Source organism: Dietzia sp. 179-F 9C3 NHS, assembly GCF_045369825.1.
In the GTDB taxonomy this organism is placed as follows: domain Bacteria; phylum Actinomycetota; class Actinomycetes; order Mycobacteriales; family Mycobacteriaceae; genus Dietzia.
In genome coordinates, this window is the sequence record NZ_JBIQES010000009.1 from 49,662 (window position 1) to 71,042 (window position 21,381).

General features: G+C 71.3%; 21 protein-coding genes and 1 tRNA gene. 12 read left to right on the plus strand and 10 right to left on the minus strand.

Annotation, left to right across the window (positions count from 1 at the left end):
* Window positions 1-148 precede the first annotated feature (148 nt).
* From ACH0BZ_RS12130 to ACH0BZ_RS12145, 4 genes are all read right to left on the minus strand, one after another.
* Window positions 149-1,336: a pyridoxal phosphate-dependent aminotransferase gene (locus ACH0BZ_RS12130; RefSeq protein ID WP_406898676.1), complete on the minus strand. Its 1,188-nt coding sequence runs from the start codon at window positions 1,334-1,336 to the stop codon at window positions 149-151.
* Window positions 1,337-1,358: 22 nt separating this feature from the next.
* Entirely contained in the window at window positions 1,359-3,068 is a 1,710-nt protein-coding gene (locus ACH0BZ_RS12135; RefSeq protein ID WP_406898678.1) for an SLC13 family permease, read from the minus strand.
* Between the two features lie 123 nt (window positions 3,069-3,191).
* Entirely contained in the window at window positions 3,192-4,661 is a 1,470-nt protein-coding gene (locus ACH0BZ_RS12140; protein ID WP_406898681.1) for a family 43 glycosylhydrolase, read from the minus strand.
* Between the two features lie 71 nt (window positions 4,662-4,732).
* Window positions 4,733-6,361: an AMP-binding protein gene (locus tag ACH0BZ_RS12145; protein ID WP_406898683.1), complete on the minus strand. Its 1,629-nt coding sequence runs from the start codon at window positions 6,359-6,361 to the stop codon at window positions 4,733-4,735.
* A gap of 135 nt (window positions 6,362-6,496) precedes the next feature.
* Here ACH0BZ_RS12145 and ACH0BZ_RS12150 point away from each other — a divergent pair, with 135 nt between their 5' ends.
* Window positions 6,497-7,636 (plus strand): acyl-CoA dehydrogenase family protein, encoded by a 1,140-nt coding sequence (locus ACH0BZ_RS12150; RefSeq protein ID WP_406898685.1) that lies wholly within the window; start codon window positions 6,497-6,499, stop codon window positions 7,634-7,636.
* Between the two features lie 4 nt (window positions 7,637-7,640).
* On the opposite strand, the gene ACH0BZ_RS12155 is transcribed toward ACH0BZ_RS12150, so the two are convergent.
* Complete coding sequence (locus ACH0BZ_RS12155; protein WP_406898687.1) at window positions 7,641-9,038, minus strand: Ig-like domain-containing protein; 1,398 nt, start codon at window positions 9,036-9,038, stop codon at window positions 7,641-7,643.
* Between the two features lie 371 nt (window positions 9,039-9,409).
* Here ACH0BZ_RS12155 and ACH0BZ_RS12160 point away from each other — a divergent pair, with 371 nt between their 5' ends.
* The 5 genes from ACH0BZ_RS12160 (at window position 9,410) to idi (ending at window position 13,752) form a co-directional block, all read left to right on the plus strand.
* Window positions 9,410-9,961, plus strand: coding sequence for a SipW-dependent-type signal peptide-containing protein (locus tag ACH0BZ_RS12160; protein ID WP_406898689.1), 552 nt, complete (start codon window positions 9,410-9,412; stop codon window positions 9,959-9,961).
* A 159-nt stretch (window positions 9,962-10,120) separates the two neighbouring features.
* The gene (locus ACH0BZ_RS12165) at window positions 10,121-10,741 is read left to right on the plus strand and encodes a S26 family signal peptidase (protein ID WP_406898691.1); all 621 of its coding nucleotides are present in this window, start codon (window positions 10,121-10,123) and stop codon (window positions 10,739-10,741) included.
* Window positions 10,742-10,853: 112 nt separating this feature from the next.
* Entirely contained in the window at window positions 10,854-11,540 is a 687-nt protein-coding gene (locus ACH0BZ_RS12170; RefSeq protein ID WP_406898693.1) for a SipW-dependent-type signal peptide-containing protein, read from the plus strand.
* 68 nt (window positions 11,541-11,608) lie between these two features.
* Complete coding sequence (locus ACH0BZ_RS12175) at window positions 11,609-13,153, plus strand: hypothetical protein (protein WP_406898695.1); 1,545 nt, start codon at window positions 11,609-11,611, stop codon at window positions 13,151-13,153.
* Window positions 13,154-13,188: 35 nt separating this feature from the next.
* A complete protein-coding gene (idi, locus tag ACH0BZ_RS12180; RefSeq protein ID WP_406898697.1) occupies window positions 13,189-13,752 on the plus strand; it encodes an isopentenyl-diphosphate Delta-isomerase in 564 nt (187 codons plus the stop codon).
* A gap of 146 nt (window positions 13,753-13,898) precedes the next feature.
* Here idi and purD read toward each other — a convergent pair whose 3' ends face one another.
* Window positions 13,899-15,155, minus strand: a complete 1,257-nt coding sequence (purD, locus tag ACH0BZ_RS12185) for a phosphoribosylamine--glycine ligase (RefSeq protein WP_406898699.1) — start codon at window positions 15,153-15,155, stop codon at window positions 13,899-13,901.
* A 50-nt stretch (window positions 15,156-15,205) separates the two neighbouring features.
* On the opposite strand from purD, the gene ACH0BZ_RS12190 reads away from it, so the two are divergent.
* A complete protein-coding gene (locus tag ACH0BZ_RS12190; protein WP_406898701.1) occupies window positions 15,206-15,661 on the plus strand; it encodes a nuclear transport factor 2 family protein in 456 nt (151 codons plus the stop codon).
* Between the two features lie 18 nt (window positions 15,662-15,679).
* On the opposite strand, the gene ACH0BZ_RS12195 is transcribed toward ACH0BZ_RS12190, so the two are convergent.
* Window positions 15,680-16,378 carry a TetR/AcrR family transcriptional regulator gene (locus ACH0BZ_RS12195; RefSeq protein ID WP_406898704.1) on the minus strand — a complete coding sequence of 233 codons (699 nt, stop codon included), beginning with the start codon at window positions 16,376-16,378 and terminating at the stop codon, window positions 15,680-15,682.
* Between the two features lie 116 nt (window positions 16,379-16,494).
* Between ACH0BZ_RS12195 and ACH0BZ_RS12200 the strand changes: the two genes are divergently transcribed.
* Window positions 16,495-16,923, plus strand: a complete 429-nt coding sequence (locus ACH0BZ_RS12200; protein ID WP_406898706.1) for an HIT family protein — start codon at window positions 16,495-16,497, stop codon at window positions 16,921-16,923.
* A 33-nt stretch (window positions 16,924-16,956) separates the two neighbouring features.
* Here ACH0BZ_RS12200 and ACH0BZ_RS12205 read toward each other — a convergent pair whose 3' ends face one another.
* Window positions 16,957-17,337 (minus strand): nuclear transport factor 2 family protein, encoded by a 381-nt coding sequence (locus tag ACH0BZ_RS12205; protein WP_406898708.1) that lies wholly within the window; start codon window positions 17,335-17,337, stop codon window positions 16,957-16,959.
* Window positions 17,334-17,732: a nuclear transport factor 2 family protein gene (locus ACH0BZ_RS12210; protein WP_406898710.1), complete on the minus strand. Its 399-nt coding sequence runs from the start codon at window positions 17,730-17,732 to the stop codon at window positions 17,334-17,336. Before ACH0BZ_RS12210 ends, ACH0BZ_RS12205 begins: the two co-directional genes overlap by 4 nt.
* Window positions 17,733-17,782: 50 nt before the next feature.
* On the opposite strand from ACH0BZ_RS12210, the gene ACH0BZ_RS12215 reads away from it, so the two are divergent.
* On the plus strand, window positions 17,783-18,046 hold the full coding sequence (locus tag ACH0BZ_RS12215; RefSeq protein ID WP_406898712.1) for a hypothetical protein: 264 nt from the start codon (window positions 17,783-17,785) through the stop codon (window positions 18,044-18,046).
* Between the two features lie 47 nt (window positions 18,047-18,093).
* Here ACH0BZ_RS12215 and ACH0BZ_RS12220 read toward each other — a convergent pair.
* A tRNA-Thr gene (locus ACH0BZ_RS12220) sits at window positions 18,094-18,166 on the minus strand.
* Window positions 18,167-18,243: 77 nt separating this feature from the next.
* Here ACH0BZ_RS12220 and ACH0BZ_RS12225 point away from each other — a divergent pair.
* The 3 genes from ACH0BZ_RS12225 to ACH0BZ_RS12235 are packed head-to-tail and all read left to right on the plus strand — an operon-like array spanning window position 18,244 to window position 21,338.
* Window positions 18,244-19,626, plus strand: a complete 1,383-nt coding sequence (locus ACH0BZ_RS12225; RefSeq protein ID WP_406898715.1) for a threonine/serine exporter ThrE family protein — start codon at window positions 18,244-18,246, stop codon at window positions 19,624-19,626.
* 51 nt (window positions 19,627-19,677) lie between these two features.
* On the plus strand, window positions 19,678-19,866 hold the full coding sequence (locus ACH0BZ_RS12230; RefSeq protein ID WP_406898717.1) for a hypothetical protein: 189 nt from the start codon (window positions 19,678-19,680) through the stop codon (window positions 19,864-19,866).
* A 23-nt stretch (window positions 19,867-19,889) separates the two neighbouring features.
* Complete coding sequence (locus tag ACH0BZ_RS12235) at window positions 19,890-21,338, plus strand: trehalose-6-phosphate synthase (RefSeq protein WP_406898719.1); 1,449 nt, start codon at window positions 19,890-19,892, stop codon at window positions 21,336-21,338.
* Window positions 21,339-21,381: the final 43 nt, after the last annotated feature.

The window sequence follows — 21,381 nt, forward strand, 5'->3', positions numbered from 1 at the left end:
CCGCCGCGCCGTCGGCCCGCTGCTGCCCGGCCACCGCACTAGACGCCGCGACTGCCGGGGTGTGCACCCTTTTCGGGACGCGGGGGATGCGCAACCGCCCTGGCGCGGGGCAGAACGGGTGCGCAACCCGGCGCGGAGCGCCGCATCGTCAGCCGGCCACCCCGTCCGCCAACACCGTCTCCAGCCGGTCGAGCGCCTCGGCGATCTGCGCGGTATCCCCCGCGAAGCTCAGCCGAACAGTGTGTCGGCCGTTCACGGTGTCGAAGTCGACGCCGGGAGTGAGCGCCACCCCGGTCCGGTCGAGCACCTCGGCGCACCAGGCCACGGAGTCGTCGGTCCAGCGTCCGACGTCGGCGTAGACGTAGAACGCGCCGTCCGGCGGGGCGATGTCGGCCACGCCCATCTCGGCGAGCCGGCGCACCATGAGCTCGCGGTTGCGGGCGTAGCGCTCCACGTGGGCGTCGAGCTCGGCCGCCGACTCGTCGGTGAAGGCGGCGACGGCGGCGAACTGCGCGTCGGCCGGTGGGCAGATGGTGAGGTTGCCGGACAGCCGGTCCACGGGGTCGCGCAGATACTCCGGCAGCAGCATCCAGCCGATCCGCCAGCCGGTCATGGAGAAGTACTTGGACACCGAGCCCATGACCACGGCCTCGCGGCTCGTCTGCCACGCGCTCACGCACTGCCGGCCGTAGGTGACCCCGTGGTAGATCTCGTCGCTGACGAGCAGAGTGCCGTGCTCCTCGCACCAGCGGGCCAGGGCCGCGAGCTCGTCGCCGTCGATGATCGTGCCCGTGGGGTTGGCGGGACTCGCCACGATGAGCCCGGCCGGGGCGTGCCCGAGCGTCGCCGTCACCTCCTCGAGCTGCGCCACGGTGGGCTGGTAGCGGGTGTCCGCGCCGCAGTCGATCTCGTGCACGCGGCACCCCAGCGCCTGGAGCGTGTTGCGGTAGGCGGGATAGCCGGGGCGGGCCATGACCACCGTGTCGCCGGCGTCGAAGGCCGCCAGGAAGAGGACCGTGAAGCCGCCGGAGGACCCGGTGGTGACGACGACGTCGTCACCGGTCACCGCGATCCCGTCCCGCCGCCGGTGATACCCGGCGATCGCCTCTCGCAGCGGCCGGATGCCCAGCGCCTCCGTGTAGCCGAGGATCTCCGTGTCCAACGCGTGGTGCGCCGCCGCCAGGACCGGGCCCGGCGCGGGCGTCGAGGGCTGGCCGGCGCAGAGCATGATCACGTCGCCGTGAGTCTCCTGCCGGCGCGCGGCCGCGGCCAGGACGGTCATGACGTGGAACGGCTCCACGGCCGAGCGGCGGGACGGGGTGCGGGGGACGGCCATACCCCAGACGCTAGCCGCCGCCTCAGAGGGTGAGACCGAAGACCCACACGAGAAGCGTCATCGTGACGAGCGTGATGAGGACGATCCCGATGAGGTTGAGCCACAGCCCGCCGCGGATCATCTGGCCGATCGTGACGTAGCCCGAGCCGTAGGCGATCGCATTGGGCGGCGTGGCCACCGGGAGCATGAAGGCGCACGTCGCGGCCAGCGCCACCGGGACGGCCAGCAGCATCGGGTCCACCCCGAGGCCGAGGGCCACGCCGCCGGCCACCGGCAGGAACGTCGCCGCCGTGGCCGTGTTGCTGGTCAGCTCGGTGAGGAAGATGATGCCGGCGGCCGCGATCACGACGAGCAGGACGATCGGCAGGCCGCCGATGGCTCCCGCCTGGTCGCCGATCCAGTCGGTGAGGCCGGACCCCGAGAACTGCGACGACAACGCGAGGCCGCCGCCGAAGAGCAGCAGCACGCCCCACGGCAGGTCGAGCGCCGCGTCCCACGTGAGCAGCCGGACCCCGCGCCGGGTCCCCGCGGGCAGCAGGAACAGCAGCAGGCCCGCGGCGAGCGCGATGCCGGCGTCGGAGATCGGCGGGTCCTCGAACAGCAGGGGTACCGACACCCACGCGACGGCGGCCGCCACGAAGACGGCAAGGACGCGCTTCTCACCGGACGAGGTCGGGCCGAGTTTGGCCAACTCGTCGTCGAACAGCTCCCGCCCGCCCGGCAGCCGCTCGATCTCCGGCTTGAACAGCACCTTGGTGAGCAGGAACCACGTGATGACGAGCATGACCAGCGACAGCGGGAGCCCGACGAGCATCCACTGTCCGAAGCCCAACTGCACGTCGTGCTCCGTGCTGAGGTAGCCCGCGAGCAGCGTGTTGGGCGGTGTCCCGATGATCGTCGCGAGGGAGCCGACCGACGCCGCGTAGGCGATGCCGAGCATGAGCGCGGTGCCGAAGTTGGAGCGGATGACGGCCTGCTTGACCTCGTCCGACTGCGGGTCGGCGTCGGCGTCGACCTGCGGCAGGGCGCCCTCGCCGTCACCGTCGGCGTCGGGGTCGGCGGCGGTGTCGTCCTTGGCGCTGAGCTCGGAGGCCAACATGAGCACGGAGACGCCGATGGGCAGCATCATCACCGCGGTCGCCGTGTTGGACACCCACATGCTGAGGAAGCCGGTGGCGATCATGAACCCCGCCACCACCTGCGTGGACCTGGTGCCCATCGCCCGGACGGTGAGCAGAGCTATACGCCTGTGGAGATTCCAGCGCTGCATCGCGATGGCGATGAGGAACCCGCCCATGAACAGGAAGATGATGTTGTTGCCGTACTGCGCGCCCACGTCGTCGACCGAGATGTCCTCGCCGAACACCGGGAAGGCGACGAGCGGCACGAGGGCGGTCGCGGGGATCGGGATGCACTCGGTCATCCACCAGACGCCCAGGAGCACGGCGACGGCCGCGGTGAGGCGGGCGTTGTGCTCGAGGTCCCCCGGCATGACCGCGTAGACGAGGAGTGCCGCCGCGAGCCCGGCGACGGTGCCGATGACGCTGCGGAGGAACTCCTTCCGCGGGACGGCCTCCTCGCGCTCGCCCGGCGACTGCTGCTCGATCTCGGCGCCCCGGTCGGGGTCCGCGTCGAGCCCACGCAGGTGCGGGGACAGCACCCGCGGGGAACCGGCGTGCCGGGGATCGGCGTCCCGGGGATCCCCCTTGTCGCCGTCGCCGTCGGTCGCCATCGCCGCCCCCTCGGGTCCTCGACCCCGAGCCTCCCGCCGGGGTGCTGTGGCCCCACCGTAACGGCGGCGCCCCGGCCCCACGACCGTTTCCCGCCCGGCGGCGCGTCCCCGACCAGGGCGGGGTCAGCTGCCGAGCGACCCGGTGCCCGGCCCCACCGAGCCGAGGGGTCCTCCGCCCTGCTCGAGCGAGCCGTCCGCCGCCACGTCGAGGCCGAACACCGCGAGCTCCCGGGCGGGGCCGCCGGCCTCGCCCACGGACACCACGAGTTCGTACCGGCCCGGGGCCAGCGGGCCCGGGGCGCGCAGGGCCGGCAGGAGGTCCGCCGACCCGCCCGCGGCCACCGAGACCGGCAGCGACCCGGCGTCCGCGCCGTCGGCGACGAACCGCAGCGGCACGCGCCGCTTGTCGGGGCCGGTGAGGACGGCGCGCAGCTCGCCCGCGTAGGCGGCGCCGGTCGAGTCGAGGCGCACCGGGGCGTCGAGCACGTCGCGCGGCGGCCGCAGCGTGGCGTCCCCGGCGGCGGCGAGGCGCACGGGCAGGGTCACGGTCGGGTCGGCGGGCCGCGTGGTCGACGGCGTGCCGTCCCCCACGACCGGCCAGCCGTCCACCCAGTCCAGGCGGTCGAGCATCATGTAGCGGCGCTGGATGCCGTTGGGCAGCACGGCGGAGCCGCGGGGCGCCGCGTGGTAGATCATCCAGTCCTGGCCGGCGTCGTCGGTCACCACGTCCACGTGGCCGGGGCCCACCCAGTCGTCGTTCCCGCGCAGGATCACGTCGCCGGCCCCGCGCTCGACGAGCGGCCGGTCCTGCCGGTCCACATAGGGGCCCATGAGGCCCTCCGCGCGTCCGCCCAGGACCCGGTACTGCGACGCCTCGCCGTCACAACACAGTCCGGCGCTGGTGAACAGGTGGGTGTGGCCCGCGCGCTCCACCACCGCCGGGGCCTCGACACCCGCCCCGGCCAGGAGGACGGGCTCGCCGTCGAGCGCCGTGCCCCCGGCGTTCATGGGGACGGCGTGGATGCCCTCGTAGTTGCCCATGATCAGCACCGGGCCGTCGTCGGTCCACACCACCTCGGGGTCCATCGGGTCGAGGTCCTGGTACGGCTCGTCGGCGCCGTAGCAGACGATCGGTGCAGCGTCGTGTGCCCACGGGCCCTCGACGCCCGGCGCGGAGGCACGGCCGATGCACGGCAGCCTGCCGCCGGTCGAGTAGTACATCACCGCGCCGTCCGCCGTGGCGTGGACGTCGGGCGCCCACAGGAACGACTGCGCCGGGGCCCACGCGGGGCGCGCCGCGAAGGCGTCGCCGATGTACTCCCACTCCACCAGGTCGAAGGACCGGAAGTGCGGGATCAGGCGGTGGCCGGCCCCGTCCGACCAGTCATCGGAAGAGGCGTAGACGTGGAACGCGCCGTCGGCTCCACGCAGCGCGGACGGGTCCGGCGCGACGGAGGAGATGGCGGGGTTGGAGGCGGTCTGGGCCGCTACGGGAGCGGCGGCCGCCAGCGGGAGGACGACGGCGAGGGCGGCCGCGGCGGCCGCGCGCAGGAGCGCGCTCACGGTGGCGCGCGGGGGGCGGGGGAAGGGCATGAAGAGAAGCTTATCCCCGCGCCCCGGTGTCCGCGTCGTCCTGCCGGGACCAGACGACGCGCACACCGCTGCTACGCGTTGGCGGCCCTCTCCTTGCGCAGGAGGAACCGCTGGATCTTGCCGGACGGGGTCTTGGGCAGTTCGGGGACGAAGTGGATCTTGCGCGGGAACGCGTGGGCGGCGAACTCGTGCTTGACCCAGTTCTGGAGTTCCTTCTCCTTGATCTCGTCGCCCTCGACACCGTCGCGGAGCACCACGTAGGCCTCCAGCACCTCGCCGGAGAGCTCGTCCGGAACACCGATGATCGCGGACTCGAGGACGTCCGGGTGCTTGGAGAGGACGGACTCCACGTCGAAGGGCCCGATGCGGTAGCCGGACATGATGATCACGTCGTCGTCGCGGCTGGAGAAGTAGAAGTGGCCGTCGTCGTCGAGCTTGGCGGCGTCGCCGGTGTAGTACCAGCGGCCGTCGCGACTGAAGCGCTCGGCGGTCTTCTCGGGCGCCTCGTGGTAGCCGGTGAACCACATGAGCGGGCTGGCGGGCACGTCGATCGCGACGCGGCCGAGCTCGCCGGCGGGGGCGGGCACGTCGTCGTCGGCGGCCAGGACGGTGCAGGACCAGCCGGGCAGGGGCACGCCCATGGAGCCGGGTCGGACGTCCTGGCGCAGCGAGTCGTGCCAGGGGTTGATGATGAACATGCCGTGCTCGGTCTGCCCGTACTGGTCGCGGATCTCGCAGCCGAACTGCTCCTTGGACCACTCGATCACCTCGGGGGTGAGCGGCTCGCCGGCGGCCGAAGCGCGGCGCAGCGTGACGCCGGCGGGCGCGATGTCGCGCTTGGCACGCATGGTGCGGTACACGGTGGGCGCGGCGGCGAAGTTGGTGACGCCGTAGTACTGCAGGACGGCGAAGGCCAGCTCGGGGGTGTAGCGGGCGTGGAGCAGGAGGCTGCGGCGGCCCACGGCCAGCGGGCCGAGGATGCCGTAGTAGAGGCCGTACGCCCAGCCCGGGTCGGCGCCGTTCCAGAACACGTCGTCGGCACGCACGTCGAGGCCGGTCTCGATGTACTGGTGGAACGCGGCGAGGGCCCGGACGGGCACCACGACGCCCTTGGGGGTGCCGGTGGTGCCGGAGGTGAAGAGCATGACCATGCCGGCGTCGGGGCCCGTGACTGCGGCGGCGCGGCCGGGCTCCTGCGCGGCGACGATGGTGGCGAGGTCGAGGTCGCCCTCCTCGGCCTCGAGGGCGTCGGCGAGCCCGGCGACGACGACGGGGCCGTCGAACGACTCGATCTTCCCGCGCTGGTCTGCGTCCGAGACGATCACCGTGGCGTCGCCGCCGGTGACCCGCATCTCGATGGCCGGCCACGCGAACGCGGTGAACAGCGGCATGTGGACCGCGCCGAGGCGCCAGATGCCCATGAGCGTAAAGACCAGGTCGGAGGATTTACCCATGAGAGTGGCCACGCGGTCGCCCTCCCCCACGCCGAGCTCAGCGAGGGCGGCGGCGACCTTCTCGCTCTCGGTGCGGAGCTCGCCGTAGGTGATGTCGCGGCTCGACAGGTCCGGGTCGATCACGGTAAAGGCGACGGCCTCCGGATCGTGACGATCGCAGAGGAACTCCGCGGCGCTGGCCTCCGGGATGTCGTACATCTCCAGGAGCTGCTCGGGGGTCATGGGGGCCGCGTGGGTGTCAGTCATGCGTCCGATTGTGGCCCACAACACCGCCGGTCACTACCCACGAACGGACACCCCCGCCGTCACACCCTGGCCTTTCGGTGGCCCACCGGTGCACTCTCAAGGGATAGCCGCACCCCAGCCCACCGGAGGATCCCCATGGCCGTGGACCGACTGCTCCCCACCGACGAGGCGTACGAGCTCCTCGACATGACGCGCCAGGTGGCGGACAAGCTGCTCGAGCCCGTCGCCGCCGAGCACGAGAAGAACCACACCTACCCGGAGGGCCTGTTCGCGCAGCTCGGCGAGGTGGGGCTGCTGGGCCTGCCGTACCCGGAGGAGTTCGGTGGCGGCGACCAGCCGTACGAGGTGTACCTGCAGGTGCTCGAGGAGCTCGGCGCCCGGTGGGCGGCTGTGGCGGTGGCCACCAGCGTCCACGGCCTGTCCTGCTTCCCGCTGGCCACCGCGGGCACCGACGAGCAGAAGGCCGAGTGGCTGCCGGGCCTGCTCGCCGGCGAGCAGATCGGCGCCTACTCCCTGTCCGAACCGCAGGCCGGATCCGACGCCGCGGCTCTGCGGTGCCGCGCGGTGCGGGAGGGTGATGACTACGTGGTCACCGGCACCAAATCGTGGATCACCCACGGTGGGATCGCCGACGTCTACAACACGTTCGTCCGCACCGGTGAGGGCTCGCGCGGCATCTCGTGCCTTTTCGTGCCCAAGGAGACCGAGAACCTGCACTTCGGCAAGCCCGAGGACAAGATGGGCCTCAACGGCGTGCCCACCACCACGGCCTCCTACGAGGGGGCGCGGATCGACTCCGGCCGCCTGCTCGGCGCCGAGGGCGACGGCCTGCGCATCGCCTTCTCCGCCCTGGACTCGGGCCGCCTCGGGATCGCGGCGGTGGCGACCGGCATCGCCCAGCGCGCCCTGGACGACGCGGTGGCCTACGCCAACGAGCGCGAGGCGTTCGGCAAGACGATCATCGGCCACCAGGGGCTGGGCTTCCTCCTGGCCGACATGGCCGCGGCCGTCGCCGGTGCCCGCGCCACCTACCTCGACGCCGCACGCCGCAAGGACGCCGGGCGGCCCTACTCGCGCGAGGCGTCCATCGCCAAGCTCACCGCCACCGACGCCGCCATGAAGGTGACCACGGATGCGGTGCAGGTGCTCGGCGGCGTGGGCTACACCCGCGAGTTCCCGGTGGAGCGCTACATGCGCGAGGCCAAGATCACCCAGATCTTCGAGGGCACCAACCAGATCCAGCGCCTGGTGATCGCGCGGGACCTGGCGCGCTGAGCCGCTAGCGGAAGAACCCGCGGACCGCGTCGACGAGGCGCTCCCACCAGGGCTTGTCGGCCTGCGCCGCCGGGGCGGCCGGGGCGTACTGACCCGCGTCGGGATCGCCGATCACGGGCAGCGGCACCTGGCCGGCGTGGGAGCCGGTGGTAGGGGACGACTGCCCGGCGTCGGCCCGGACCCCGCCCGTGCCCGCGGAGCCGTTCGCGGGGCCGCGGTATTGACGCTCGCGCTCGTCCTCGCGGTCGACGGGGAGGCCGAGCGAGCCGGACGATCCGCCGAAGTCCGGGACGGGTGCGGGGAACGGCGGGATGCCGGGGACGCGGAACCTGTCGGCGAGGTACCACGCGCCGCCTACAAGGAGCGCCAGCGCGCCGATCGCCACGGGGATGGCGAACAGCCAGCCGAGGTTGCCGAGCGAGCCGCCGGAGGAGCCGGGTCCGCCCGGGCTACCCGGATCGCCGGGGGCTGTGCCCGGCTCGGCGACGGTGATCTGGACGGTGACGGGCTCGACGGGCCCCTGGCCCGCGGTCGGCTCGAAGCGGACGGTGAGCCGGTGGTCGCCAGGCTCGTCGAAGGTGTGCGTGAAGGTGCCGGTTCCGTCGGCGCCCAGGGGGACGCGGGCGATCTCCTTGCCGTCGGCGTCGTACACCACCGCGGTGCCACCGGCGACGGCCTCGGCCGGGCTGCCGGCGATGGTGAAGTCGACGCGTCGGCCGACGATCGGGGGTGTGTTCTCCGAGCGCGTCACGCTGAAGGTGGCCGTCGAGTCTCCGAAGGAGGCCCGCGGCACGAAGTGCGCCTTGGTGGCCTGATTCATGAACCGCGCCTTGACCTCGGCCGACAGGGTGTCGACCTCGGAGGGGAAGGTAACGGTGTTGGTCACACGCACGGTAGCGCCGGGGGCGAGTTCCGCGCCCGAGACGAGAGTGTCGTGGGGCAGCGACGTGGTGCCGGTGAGTCCGTCCACGCCGGCGGCACCCGCTCCGATGAGGTGGAACTCGCCGCGGGTGGTGGTATCGGTGACGGTTCCGGATACGGTCGCGACAGCGGACCGACCCGCGAGGTAGGAGTACTCGTCGAGCGACGCCACCAGTACCGCTACGTCCACGCGGACCGGCACCGAGCCGTCGTTGCGGATGTAGTAGTCCTGCGTGGAGGAATCACCGGGACTCATACCCTCGAACGGCGCCGACCAGGCGAGGATCGCGGGCGTGGGGCCCGACGACCAGGTGTCGCCGTCCTTGGAGACCCGGAGCAGGTCCGAGGCCGACGGGTCCGCCGCCTGCGCGCGGGCGGGCGGGGCGACGAGGACCGAGGCCACCATCGCGACGAGTACCGACAGCGCCACGAGGACGGTGGTGAGGGGACCGGTCACGCGGTGGTTCGTGGAGGTGTTCATGGGCAGAGGGGCCCTTTCGGCGCCGACGGCGAGGGAGGAGGTTCACGGCGCTCACTGCGGTGATGCCTGACACAGAGGATAGAGCGAAATTTCCTGACCGCAAGCTTTTCGTGACATTCAGACATTTGGCCAGCCAACCCGACTTGGAAATCTGTCCAGCGCATTGAACTGCGACAATGGCGCGTGTCGCTGACATCGCACCCGAAAGTTAGACCAGGGAACGAATTCTCACCGTTCACTAGACATGGACATCTGTTCGGGTTAGCGTATTCCTCGCATGCTGTGAGCACCGTCACGAGGCGCCTTCAGCTGCAGCCCTTTCCAACCACCCCCCGGGCCGCCAGCCCGTCCCCCTCCTTAGGAGCCAGCACATGTCCGTTCTCAAGAGCCGTAAGTCGCGCGCCCTTCTCGCCGGCGGCGTCGTCCTCGGCATCGGCGCCTCGATGACCCTTGCCGCCTGGTCCGACTCGGAGTGGGCGAGCGGTTCGTTCTCGACCGGCGGCTTCACCTTCCAGGGTTCGCTCGACGGCCAGAACTTCGCCGAGCACGCAACCGAGGACAAGGCGGCCTCGATGACGTTCGTCACCAACCCGGAGGCACTCAAGCCCGGCGACTCGGTCACCGCCTCCTACTGGGTCCAGACGAACGGCCCGGTGGCCACCGTCAAGCTTCAGCAGCCGAAGATCGAGAACTCCAACGCCCTCGTCGATGCTCTGCAGGTCGAGGTCTTCAAGGGCGACTGCACCTCGGGAACCTCCGCGAAGTCGGGCCCGCTCAAGAGCATCGGCGAGATCGACCTCGGAGACGTCGGCGGCACGGCCGTCCAGACCTGCTTCAAGGTCACGCTGCCCAACACTTACAACGTGGCCGACGAACTCAGCACCGGTGCCGTGGCGTGGGAGTTCCAGGCCAAGACCGCCTGACCCTCCCCCTTTCCCCGGACTGATTCCGCCGTTTTTCCGGATCAGTACCGGACCCCTCAGGTGCGTGCTCCCTTCCGGGTCGCACTCTGCGGTTTCCGCTCCGCATCGGGATATGCGGGGCGGAAACCGCCCCTCCGACAGACGTAGAGGTCGTTGACATTGGCCAGACATGCCGCCCCCTCCAGCCGCGCCGCGGTGCTCGGCCGGCTCGGCGACGCCGTCGTCAATCTCACCGCAGTCCTCGGCGCGATCTGCATCCTCGCCACGATCGCCGCGTTCTTCTTCGGCGTGAACATCGCACTGTTCAAGACCGGCTCCATGTCCCCGTCGATCCCGGCCGGTTCGGCCGCGGTGTCGCTGGAGATCGATGCCGCCGACGCCAGGGTCGGCGACGTCGTCACCGTCGACCGCGGCGAGGGGCGCCTGCCGGTGACCCACCGCGTCGTTGACACGATGCCGCTGTCCGACGGTGGCGCCGCGCTCATCCTCAAGGGCGACGCCAACGAGGGCAACGACCCGTTCCCCTACGAGGTCCGCACCGTCAACCGTGTGGTCTGGTCCGCACCCGGAATCGGCCACCAGCTGGCGCGCTTCGAGCAAGCGCCCGTGATCGGCGGGATCACGATCTTCGCGACCCTCCTCGTGGTCTGGGCCTTCTGGCCCAGGAAGGACGAGGGTGACGACGAGCCCTCCCGGACCGCCCCTTCCGTCACGTCGGCCGCAGACCTCGACACCACCCCCACTCCCGCCCGCGCCCCTGCGGAAAGTGGGTCATCTTGAGCACCACGGCGGTCACCTCGACAAGGCCGACGGCACCCACGAATACCTCGACCTTCAACGTGACCACCGCCGACGGCGGCACCCTGCGCATCGTCCGGGAGAAGTGACCACCATGTCTGACGACCACACCACCGATCAGCCCACTGAGCATGGTCCCACCGGACGCGCCACCCGCGTGCGGCACGCACTGAGCGGTCGCCGTGCCCGTGCCCTCCTCGCCGGGGGCGTCGTGCTGGGCCTCGGCACCGCGGGGACGCTTGCCGCCTACTCCGACAGCGAGTGGGTGAGCAGTGCGTTCAGTGCCGCCGCCGTCGAGCCCCCGGGTGTGCTGAAGCTGGAGGGGTCCAAGGACGGATCGACGTGGGAGAAGGACGTCACCATGGCGCTGCCCGTCGATGCCTCGAAGATGACTGTGGGGACCGCATACTTCGCGCCCCTCTACCTCCGCCTCTCCGCGGACACGACCATTCACGACTCCGCCGAGGTCACCGTGGGCGGCGCGACGATCACCGGCACCAACCCCGACGCCCTGGCTCAGAACGTCATGGTAGATCTCCTCGAGGCCTCCACCTCCCAGTGCGACTCCGGGATGCCCGCGCCGATCTCAACGCTCCGGAGCCAGCTCATGAACAGCGCAAGCCCCTCTTCCGCCTTCTTCATGAACGCCCCGACCAACGCCGGACAGCCTGGCGCGACCAAGACCCTGTGCATGAAGTTCGTCCTGCAGCAGCGGCCTACCGGCACCGCGCCTCACACTGCGAAGGCCACCTGGACCGTGACGGCTACCGAGCACTCCTGACCTCGTCCGCCCCGCGCCCCCGTTCTCCGCCCAGCATCCGAGCCCTCACCTCATCCAAAGGACACCCAATGACGTCAGCCAGGACTCGCATCGGCGCCGGCCTCACCGCAGGCCTCGCCCTCTCGGCCGCCGCCCTCATGTCCGTCACCGGCGGCACGGTTGCAGCTTTGTCCGACTCGGTGAACGCGAGTGCGACCGTCGGGGTCGAGGGGGTGCCGTACGGGATCGCACGCGGGGTAAGCGCCGCGTTCCACTACGACGCCAGCGTCGTCGGCGGCGGTCAAAACACCGACAACAGAAGCACAGTCATCGACTCTCGGACAGTCCCGAGTCGCACCGACACAGCCACTTTCCCGGTTCCGTGGAGCTACTCCAGTCCGGGGATCCGGCTCGACGCCGCCCGCAACGTCACAGCCTGTGCTTCATCGACAACCGGCGGTAACACGAATCGGTGCCCCGGCACGACAGGCGGCGCTCCACTCGTCTCAGCGAGTTCAGGCAACGACCCGAGTGTCGGGAAGTTCGACATTGACTTCGTCGACACCCGAGTCCCGAACACCAATCTCCAGCTCCACGATGTGTGGACCTCGGTCTCCTGCCGGGCCGACGGTACGGTTTCTGCAGAGACACCACGAGGGAACTTCAATCTCGGCGGTACTGGTAGCTGGGCGAGTGGGCATGACAAGCGTCTTGGCTGGCGATCAATTCCTGCCGAGAATCGTTTCGTCCGAATCCAACAGTGGGCCAGCCGCTACTCGCAAATGGCCCAGACCGTTGAGGTACAGACGATCAAGCAGACCTTCGCGAATCCGCCTCGAGCCCTGTCCGCGATCGTCCTGTATGTCACCGGCTCGGACAGCAAGGATGGAACAGCGGTCCGCTCGGACTTCTCGTTCGTGACGAAGTCCGAATGCGCGGTCTCTCCCGACGGGTCCGTGACACTCAACCCCTCCACGACCTTCGGCCCGCTTGTCCCCTCGGTTCGGCGACTCGAGACCCCGGCATGGAACGGGGATTACTCGAGCACGCTCGCCGAGGGCGGCGTCACGACGTTTGGCCACGTCTCACAGCGCCAGTCGATGCTCGAGGCGCGCACGCCGTCCGATGCGTCAGTCGTCGAGCCTTTCCATTCCGGCGTACTTGAGGCAACCGACCCCTCCTCGACGCCCGTGACGTCCGACACCGAGAGCGCCATTCCTGAGGCTTCGCCCCTCTCGCCGTCGTCGCCGACCAGTGAGGTCTCCCCCGCCAGGTCGGCAAAGAGCACCACTGAGGCCACTGCGCCGACGGCCACCGCGAGCACCACGGCCAACTCCGCCGGCCCCGACCCGGCAGCGGGCAAGACGGCTACCAGAACCTCGGCGACGAGCGCCGTCGCGCCGGCTGCATACACCACCGCCGACGGTCAGACCTACTCCCGCGCGGGTGGCGACGCCCTCACCGCGGCGCAGCGCGCGCTTGTCGAGGAGGCCATCGCCGCGGCCGCGACCACTGAGTCCGGCGAGCTGCCCGGGGGCGCCTCCTACGCCGTCACGGCCAACCAACTCGACGGGACGACGCTCATCGTCACGACCGCCGACGGAGGCACCCTGCGCATCGTCTGGGAGGCGTAGGGCGCCCGTCAGCCGGAAGAGCCTAGGGTGGCGGCATGACCCCCTCCCCCTCCGTCCCCGCCGCGCCCGGCGCCCATTCGCCCGAGCTCGTGGTGCTCCTCGCCGACGACGGCCGCCCCGCCGGCACCGCCGACAAGGCCACCGTCCACACCGAGGACACCCCGCTGCACCTGGCGTTCTCGTGCCACCTGCTCGACGACGAGGGCCGCGTCCTGCTCACCCGGCGCGCGCTGGGCAAGCTCACCTGGCCGGGCGTGTGGACCAACGCGTTCTGCGGGCACCCCGGCCCGGACGAGGACCCGGCCGAGGCGGTCGTCCGCCGCGCCGAGCAGGAGCTGGGCACGCGGGTGGCGGACGTGACCCCGGCGCTGCCGGACTTCCGCTACCGCGCGGTGGACGACTCGGGCGTGGTGGAGAACGAGATCTGCCCCGTCTACACCGCCCGCATCGCGGCGCCGCTGGACCCACGACCCGACGAGGTGTGCGCCCACCACTGGGCCCGCCCGGAGGATGTGCGCGCGGCCGTCGACGCCACCCCGTTCGCGTTCAGCCCGTGGATGGTCGAACAGGTCCCGCAGATGGAGCTCTACAGCCGCTGAGGTCGAGCCGCGGGATGTGTGGCGGGTTGCGCATCCGTTCCGCGTCGCACGCCGCCGGGTATGCACCCGATCTGTGACCGAACGGATGCGCAACCCGCCTGGGCGTCGACAGAGAGGATGCGCAACCTGGGAGGGGGGTGGCGGGGTCAGCCGGGGATGGCGATGCGCCCCTCCTCGGCGGCCTGGCCGATGTCGGTGCGGAAGTGCCCGCCGCTGAGCTCGATGCCGCCCAGGATGCGGTACGCCTCGGCGCGCGCCTCGGCGAGGTCGGCTCCGGTGCCCACAACGGAGAGCACACGCCCGCCGGCGGAGACCAGCCGCCCGTCGGCGTCCCGCGCGGTCCCGGCGTGGAGCACCCCGGGCTGCTCGGCGCCGTCGATCACGTCGCCGCGCCGCGGGGTCGCCGGGTAGTTCTCGGCCGCCAGGACCACGGTCACGGCGGCGCCGTCGCGCCACACCAGCGGCGGCAGCTCGGCGAGCCGGCCGGTGGCCACCGCGTGCAGGGTCTCCCCCAGCGGCGACTCGAGCAGCGCGAGCACGGCCTGGGTCTCGGGGTCGCCGAAGCGGCAGTTGAACTCCACCACCTCGGGCCCCTCGGACGTGATCGCCAGGCCGGCATAGAGCAGGCCCGAGAACGGACAACCGCGGGCCACCATCTCGCGGGCGACCGGCTCGCACACCTCGGTGACGATCCGCTCGACCATCCCCTCCGGCAGCCACGGCAGCGGCGTGTAGGCGCCCATGCCGCCGGTGTTGGGTCCGCGGTCGTCGTCGCCGACCCGCTTGTGATCCTGGGCGGGCAGGAGCGACACCACGGTCTCGCCGTCGACGAGGCAGAACAGGGACACCTCGGGGCCGTCGAGGAACGACTCGAGCAGCACGGGGTGGCCGTCGTCCAGACACGCCGACGCGTGAGCGCGGGCGGCGGCACGGTCCGTCGTCACCACCACGCCCTTTCCGGCGGCCAGGCCGTCGTCCTTGACCACCCACGTGGGGCCGAAGCGGTCCAGGGCCTCGTCGAGCTCGGCCGGCGAGTCCACGACCTCCGCGCGGGCCGTCCGCACGCCCGCGGCGGCCATGACGTCCTTGGCGAAGGCCTTGGAGCCCTCGATCCGCGCCGCCTCCTTACCCGGACCGAACACGGCGATCCCCGCGGCGCGCAGCGCGTCGCCCACACCGGCGACGAGGGGCACCTCGGGGCCGATCACCACGAGGTCCACCTCGAGCCCGCGGGCCAGGGTGGTGACGGCGGCACCGTCGGTCACAGGGACGTCGTGGGCCGTGGCCTGGACCATGCCGGGGTTGCCGGGGGCCACGTGGAGTTCGGTCACCGCGGGGTCCGCGGCGAGGGCGACGAGGAGGGCGTGCTCACGGGCACCGGAACCGATCACGAGAATGCGCACATCGCCTACAGTAGCGAGGCCCGTGTCGTCCCCGCCCGAGAGGACCGCCGATGTCCGACCTGTCCGCCGTCGCCGAGATCAAACAGCTCAAGTACCGCTATCTCAGGTGCGTCGACATGCACCTGTGGGACGAGCTCGGCGAGACCCTCGCCGAGGACGTCTCCGCCAGTTACGGAAAGCGCCTGTCCTTCGACTCCCGGGACGCCGTGGTGCGCGGACTCGCGGAGCAGATGACCGACGACGTCGTCACCGAGCACCGCGTATCCCATCCGGAGATCACGGTCGACGGCGACACCGCGACGGGCCGCTGGTACCTGCAGGACCGGGTGATCGTGCCCGCCTTCTCCACCATGATCTTCGGCGCCGCGTTCTACGACGACGCCTACGTGCGCGTCGACGGCCGGTGGCTCATCTCGCGCACCGGCTATACCCGCACCTACGAGGCGATGATCGACCTCAAGGACGTACCGAGCTTCCAGCTCACCGAGAACCACCTGCAGAAGTAGGCGGCGCCGGCGGGCCGGTCAGAGGGCGCTGATCGTTCCTGCCGGCAGGTCCGCGGCGGCCACGGCCTCGCGGCCGGCGTCGGTGAGCATGTCGGACATGCACAGGTCGAGCGTTCGCGAGGAGTCGACGTCGGCCTCAGAGGTGCCCATGGGCTGCAGGCCGAACATCGCGTGCGTGCACAGGCCGGCGACGCCCGCCCAGAACACGCGATTGTGGCGCAGCTTCGTGCCGGGCAGGAACATCCCGGCCTCGACGCCCCGGTCCACGATCTCCTGCATCAGGTCCTCGGTCTCACGGCCCGCGGCGATCACCGCGGCCGACTCTCCGAGGCCCGCCACCATCATCCGGGACCACGCCGGCTCCTCGCCGGTGAAGGTCACCGCGGCGAGGGCGGCGTTGCGCAGGTCCACATAGGCGGCCAGCCCGGCGTCGGCCTCCCCGGCCAGAACCGACGGGAGGGCCAGCTTCTCGGACATCGCCGAGAACCCTGCGGCCGCGACCTCCTCGACCAGCTGCTGGCGGTTGGCGAAATGCCGGTATGCGGCCGTCGCGGAGACCCCGATCTCGGCCGCGATCTCCCGGAGGATGATCGCCCGCTCGCCCTGGGACCGCGCCCGCGCGGTGGCCTGCAGGATGATGGCGTTCCGAAGGTCACCGTGATGGTAGGCCTTCTTCTTGACGACGCCCTCGACAGGGGGGAAGGTGGCCTGAACCATGGCGGACTCCTCGTATGCTCTGTCGCCCGATGCTGCCTCGGCGATCACGCCCATTACAGCACGTTGCCCGGTGTAAGACCGTAACCACGGTCCACGACTTCCGTACTCTCAGGGGTATGGCATCCGTATTCAGCAAGATCATCGCCGGAGAGCTTCCCGGGCGCTTCGTGTGGCAGGACCCGGAGGTCGTCGCCTTTCTCACCATCGCCCCCGTCGCGCAGGGCCACACCCTCGTCGTCCCCCGCGCCGAGGTGGACCGGTGGACCGACCTCGAACCGGCCCTCCTGACCCGCCTCAACGAGGTGGCCCAGGCCGTCGGCAAGGCGGTGATCCAGGGCTTCGGCGCCTCGCGCGCCGGCTACCTCATCGCCGGCTTCGAGGTCCCGCACACCCACATCCACGTGTTCCCCGCCAACGACATGTCGGGCTTCGACCTCACCGTGGCCGACCCGGACACCCCGGCCGAGGAGTCCGACGCCGCCGCCGACACCCTGCGCCGCACACTGCGCGACCTGGGGTACGGCGAGTTCGTGCCGGAAGGCTGAGGCGGGTCGCGTCCGCCGCGGCGTGGCCCGGACTCAGTGCCCGAGAGCTCGGGCCACGTCGCGGAGGTCGTGGTAGTCGTACCACTCGGCCACCAGCCCGTCGCGGAGGTGGAAGAAGGACCCGACGGCGAGGGTGACGCGCTCCCCGGAGATCGTGAACTGGTCGGTCCGCTCCACCGCCGCGGTGTCGCCGTCCACGAGCACGTGGTGGATCCGCACGCTCGCGTCGCTGACGAACTCGGCCTGGAAGCGGAGGAGGTGGGCCAGATCCTCGTGCCCCTCGAGCTCGTCGAACCCCTCGATGTGGATGCGCACGTCCGGAGTGCACAGCGACAGCGCGGTCTGCTCGTCCCGGCGGACGACCGCCTCGACGAGCTCCCGGACGACCTCCGCCGCACCCACCTCGTGCGTCACAATCCCGCGACCGAATCCAGCGGTTGCATGTTCTTGTGGTCCGACCAGCGCGTCACCAGCCCGTCGGAGACCTCCACGAAGGAGCAGCTCGGGACGTCCAGGACGCCTTGGGGCAGTGTGTATTTCTCCACCCTGCGCACTGCGGCCACCCTGGGGGTGTCGATCCAGTCGAGTACCGTGATGGTGACGAATCCGGACAGGCGCGCGAAATCCTCGAGGATGTCGCGGACCCCCTCGTGTCCCTCGTACCGCATCACCGGCTCGACGGTGTAGACGATCGACGGCGAGGACAACGCGAGCGCGGCCTCCTCGTCACCCTGCGAGACCGCGACGAGCCACGCCTCCGCCACACGGCGCGCGGACCCGCCGGACACCTCGTCGTGGTCACCGTTCATTCCCCGAAGGTTACCCACACAGACCCCGTCGTCCGACCGGAGGAGACCCGATGCGGCCCCAGGACCTCTACCCCGATCTCGGTGACCTGGTGCGCCTCGCGGCCACCGCGGCCGACCGCGTGGCGCTCGTCCGGGCGGACTGCGAGGTATGGGACACCGACCACCTCCGCGTCGACCCCGGGACGCAGTGGGGCCCCGCCGAGACCCACGCCGCCGCGATCGACGACCTCGCCGCGGCCGAGGAGGCCCTGCGCGCCGCCGTCGGCCGCCTCGAGGGGGCGTGGGCGGCGATCGGCCGGCTCGCCTCCGACTGAGACGCCGGGTGCCGACGCCCGAAGCCGGGGGGAGGGCGTTCGGCGAGAGCTGGAGACGGGACTTGAACCCGCAACCGCCCGATTACAAGTCGGGTGCGCTACCAATTGCGCCACTCCAGCGTGGGCGCGACACCCGCCGCGTCCCGGCTCACATCCTAACCGTCACCGGGCTCCGGCCTTTGGCTAGCGTGTGGTCCGTGGACACCCGCGACGTGACCGGATCACTGACCCGCCCGTTGGCGTTGCTCGGCCTGCGCAAGTCCACCATGGACCTGGCCGTGGAGCCGCCGCTCTCCCCCATGGCGCCGGTCGACCTCGACGACGACGCCGCGGTGACCGACGTGCTCAACCTGGCGCTCGAGATCGCCGACATCCTGCTCTCCTCCGGGGAGGGCGCCGCCGACACCGTGGCGCAGGCCGAATCCGTGGCCGCCGCGTTCGGTCTTCCCGGGGCGACGGTGGAGGCGACGTTCACCTCCCTGAGCATCGGGGTCAACCGACGACGGGGCCGGCCCCCGATCTCGGTGATGCGGGTCGTGGACTACCGCACGGTGGACATGACCCGGGTGACCCGCGTGGCCCGGCTCATCGACCTGATCGTGCGTCGCCGGCTGACGGTGGAGCAGGCGGCCGAGGAGGTCGAGCGGATCGTGGCCGCGCCGCACCCGCACTCGTTCCGGGTGGCGGTGCTCGGGTGGGCGATGCTGGGGTGCGCGATCGTCATCCAGCTCGGCGGGAGCCCGCTGGCCGGCCTCCTCTCGATGGTCTCGACGTTCGCGCTGATGTTCATCAACCGCTTCCTCGACCGGCACCGGCTGCCGACGTTCTTCCAGCAGGTCGTCGGCGGGTTCATCGCCGCCGGCTGGGCGCTGGCGGCGTACTCGGTGCTCAGCGACAGGTTCGTGGAAGTCAGACCCTCCCAGCTCGTCGCGGCGGGGATCATCGTCCTGCTCGCCGGCCTGACCCTGGTCGGCGCGATCGAGGACGCGATCACCGGCTTCCCCGTGACCTCCGCGGGCCGCGGGGTGGAGGCGCTCATCCTCACCGGTGGCGTCCTCGGCGGCATCACGGTGGCGCTCGCCCTGTTCGCCCGGCTCGGCATGACCCCTCCCCCGATCGACCCGTCGATCACCGGGCACGCCGACGTCCACGTGGCGGTCCTGGCGGCCGGGGTCGGTGCCGCCGGCTTCGCGGTGGCCAGCTACGCAACGGTCCGGGCGACACTCGTCGGCGCGGGCGTCGGCGCCATGGGCATGCTCATCTACCTGGGCGTGATCGGCACCGGCCTCGGCGTGGTGGTGGGCTCGGCGCTCGCCGCGTGCGCCACCGGCCTCTTCGGCGGCATCCTCGCCCGCCTGGCCACCATCCCGCCGCTGGTGGTGACGGTCGCCGGGATCACCCCGATGCTCCCCGGCCTGTCCGTCTACCGCGGCCTGGCCGCGCTGACCAGCGACCAGACGGGTATCGGCCTGGGCCTGATGTTCCAGGCGCTCGCGATCGCGGTCGCGCTGGCCGCCGGCATCGTCTTTGGCGAGTGGGTGACCCGTAACCTGCGCCGGTCCGCCGCCGCCGACCAGTGACGGAGACGTGACGTAAGATCACGGACGTACACCGACCTCTGGAGGAGTTCCATGGCAGCCGCCGCACCGGCCAACAACGAGCCCGTGCTCGACGACGAGATCGAGCCGGTCGCCGACGAGACCGCGCGCCAGGCCCAGCGGATCGTGGCGTCCTACGCGGCCGACGCCGAGGAGTGCCGGATGCTCCTCGACATGCTGGGGATCGGTCCCGTGGCCGGCGGGGCGGCCGACGCCGGGTAGTCCCGGACGGGAGGGGAACTGGCATGACGGGCGCACACGAGACGGACATCCCGGAGGACGGGGCCGACTTCGTCGTCGTGGCCAACCGCCTGCCCGTGGACCTCGTCCGCGAGAAGGACGGGACCGAACGCTGGAAGGCGAGCCCCGGCGGGCTCGTCACCGCTCTCGAGTCCATCCTCAAGGCCAACGACGGCGCCTGGGTGGGCTGGCCGGGCATCGCGGACGCCGAGCCGGAGCCGTTCGACTCCGACGGCATCACGCTGCGGTCCGTCCCCCTGTCCGCCGAGGACGTGGAGCTCTACTACGAGGGCTTCTCCAACGGCACCCTGTGGCCGCTGTTCCACGACGTGGTGGTGCCGCCCGAGTACCACCGCGAGTGGTGGAACGCCTATCGGGAGATCAATCAGCGCTTCGCCGAGGCCACCGCCGCGGCCGCCGCGCGCGACGCCACCGTGTGGGTGCAGGACTATCAGCTCCTGCTGGTGCCCAAGCTCCTGCGCGAGATGCGGCCGGACCTGACCATCGGGTTCTTCCTCCACATCCCCTTCCCGCCCGTCGAGCTGTTCATCCAGCTCCCCTGGCGCTCCGAGATCGTCGAGGGCATGCTCGGTGCCGACCTCGTGGGCTTCCACCTGCCCGGCGGAGCCGACAACTTCCGCTACCTCTCCACGCGGCTGCGCGGCTACCCGTCCAGCCGGATCCGGTCCGCCCGCGGGCGCGCCTCGGAGATCCGGTTGCCCGACCGCACGGTGCGGGTGGGCGCGTTCCCCATCTCGATCGACTCGTCCGCCCTCGACGCACAGGCCCGCACCCGCGAGACCCTGGCCCGCACCGAATCGTTGCGCGCCGAGCTGGCCTCGCCCCGGATCCTCATGCTGGGCGTCGATCGGCTGGACTACACCAAGGGCATCGACGTCCGTCTGCGTGCGCTCGAGGAGCTGTTCGAGGAGGGCCGGCTCGAGCCCAGCGAGGTGACGCTCCTGCAACTGGCCACGCCCAGCCGCGAGCGCGTCGAGCAGTACCAGATCATGCGCTCCCGCATCGAGCAGGCCGTGGGCCGCATCAACGGGCGGTTCGGCGAGATCGGACACCCCGTGGTGACCTACATCCACCGCCCCGTGCCCAAGGACGAGCTCACCGCGTTCTACGTGGCCGCCGACGTCATGCTGGTCACACCCGTCCGCGACGGCATGAACCTCGTCGCCAAGGAGTACGTGGCCGCGTGCACCGACGGCGAGGGCGCGCTCGTGCTCAGCGAGTTCGCCGGCGCCGCCGCCGAACTCCGCCAGTCCTACCTGTGCAACCCGCACGACCTCGACGGCGTCAAGGACGCGATCATGGCCGCCGTCGAGGAACCGCAGGAGGACCGCCGCAAGCGGATGCGTTCGCTGCGCCGCCAGGTGCTCGGCAACGACGTCCACGCCTGGGCCCGCCGCTTCTTCGAGACCCTCGACGCCACCAGCGAGCACTGAGGGACCGGCCCGGGGCGCTGCGCGGGGCCCGGTCGGGACCCGG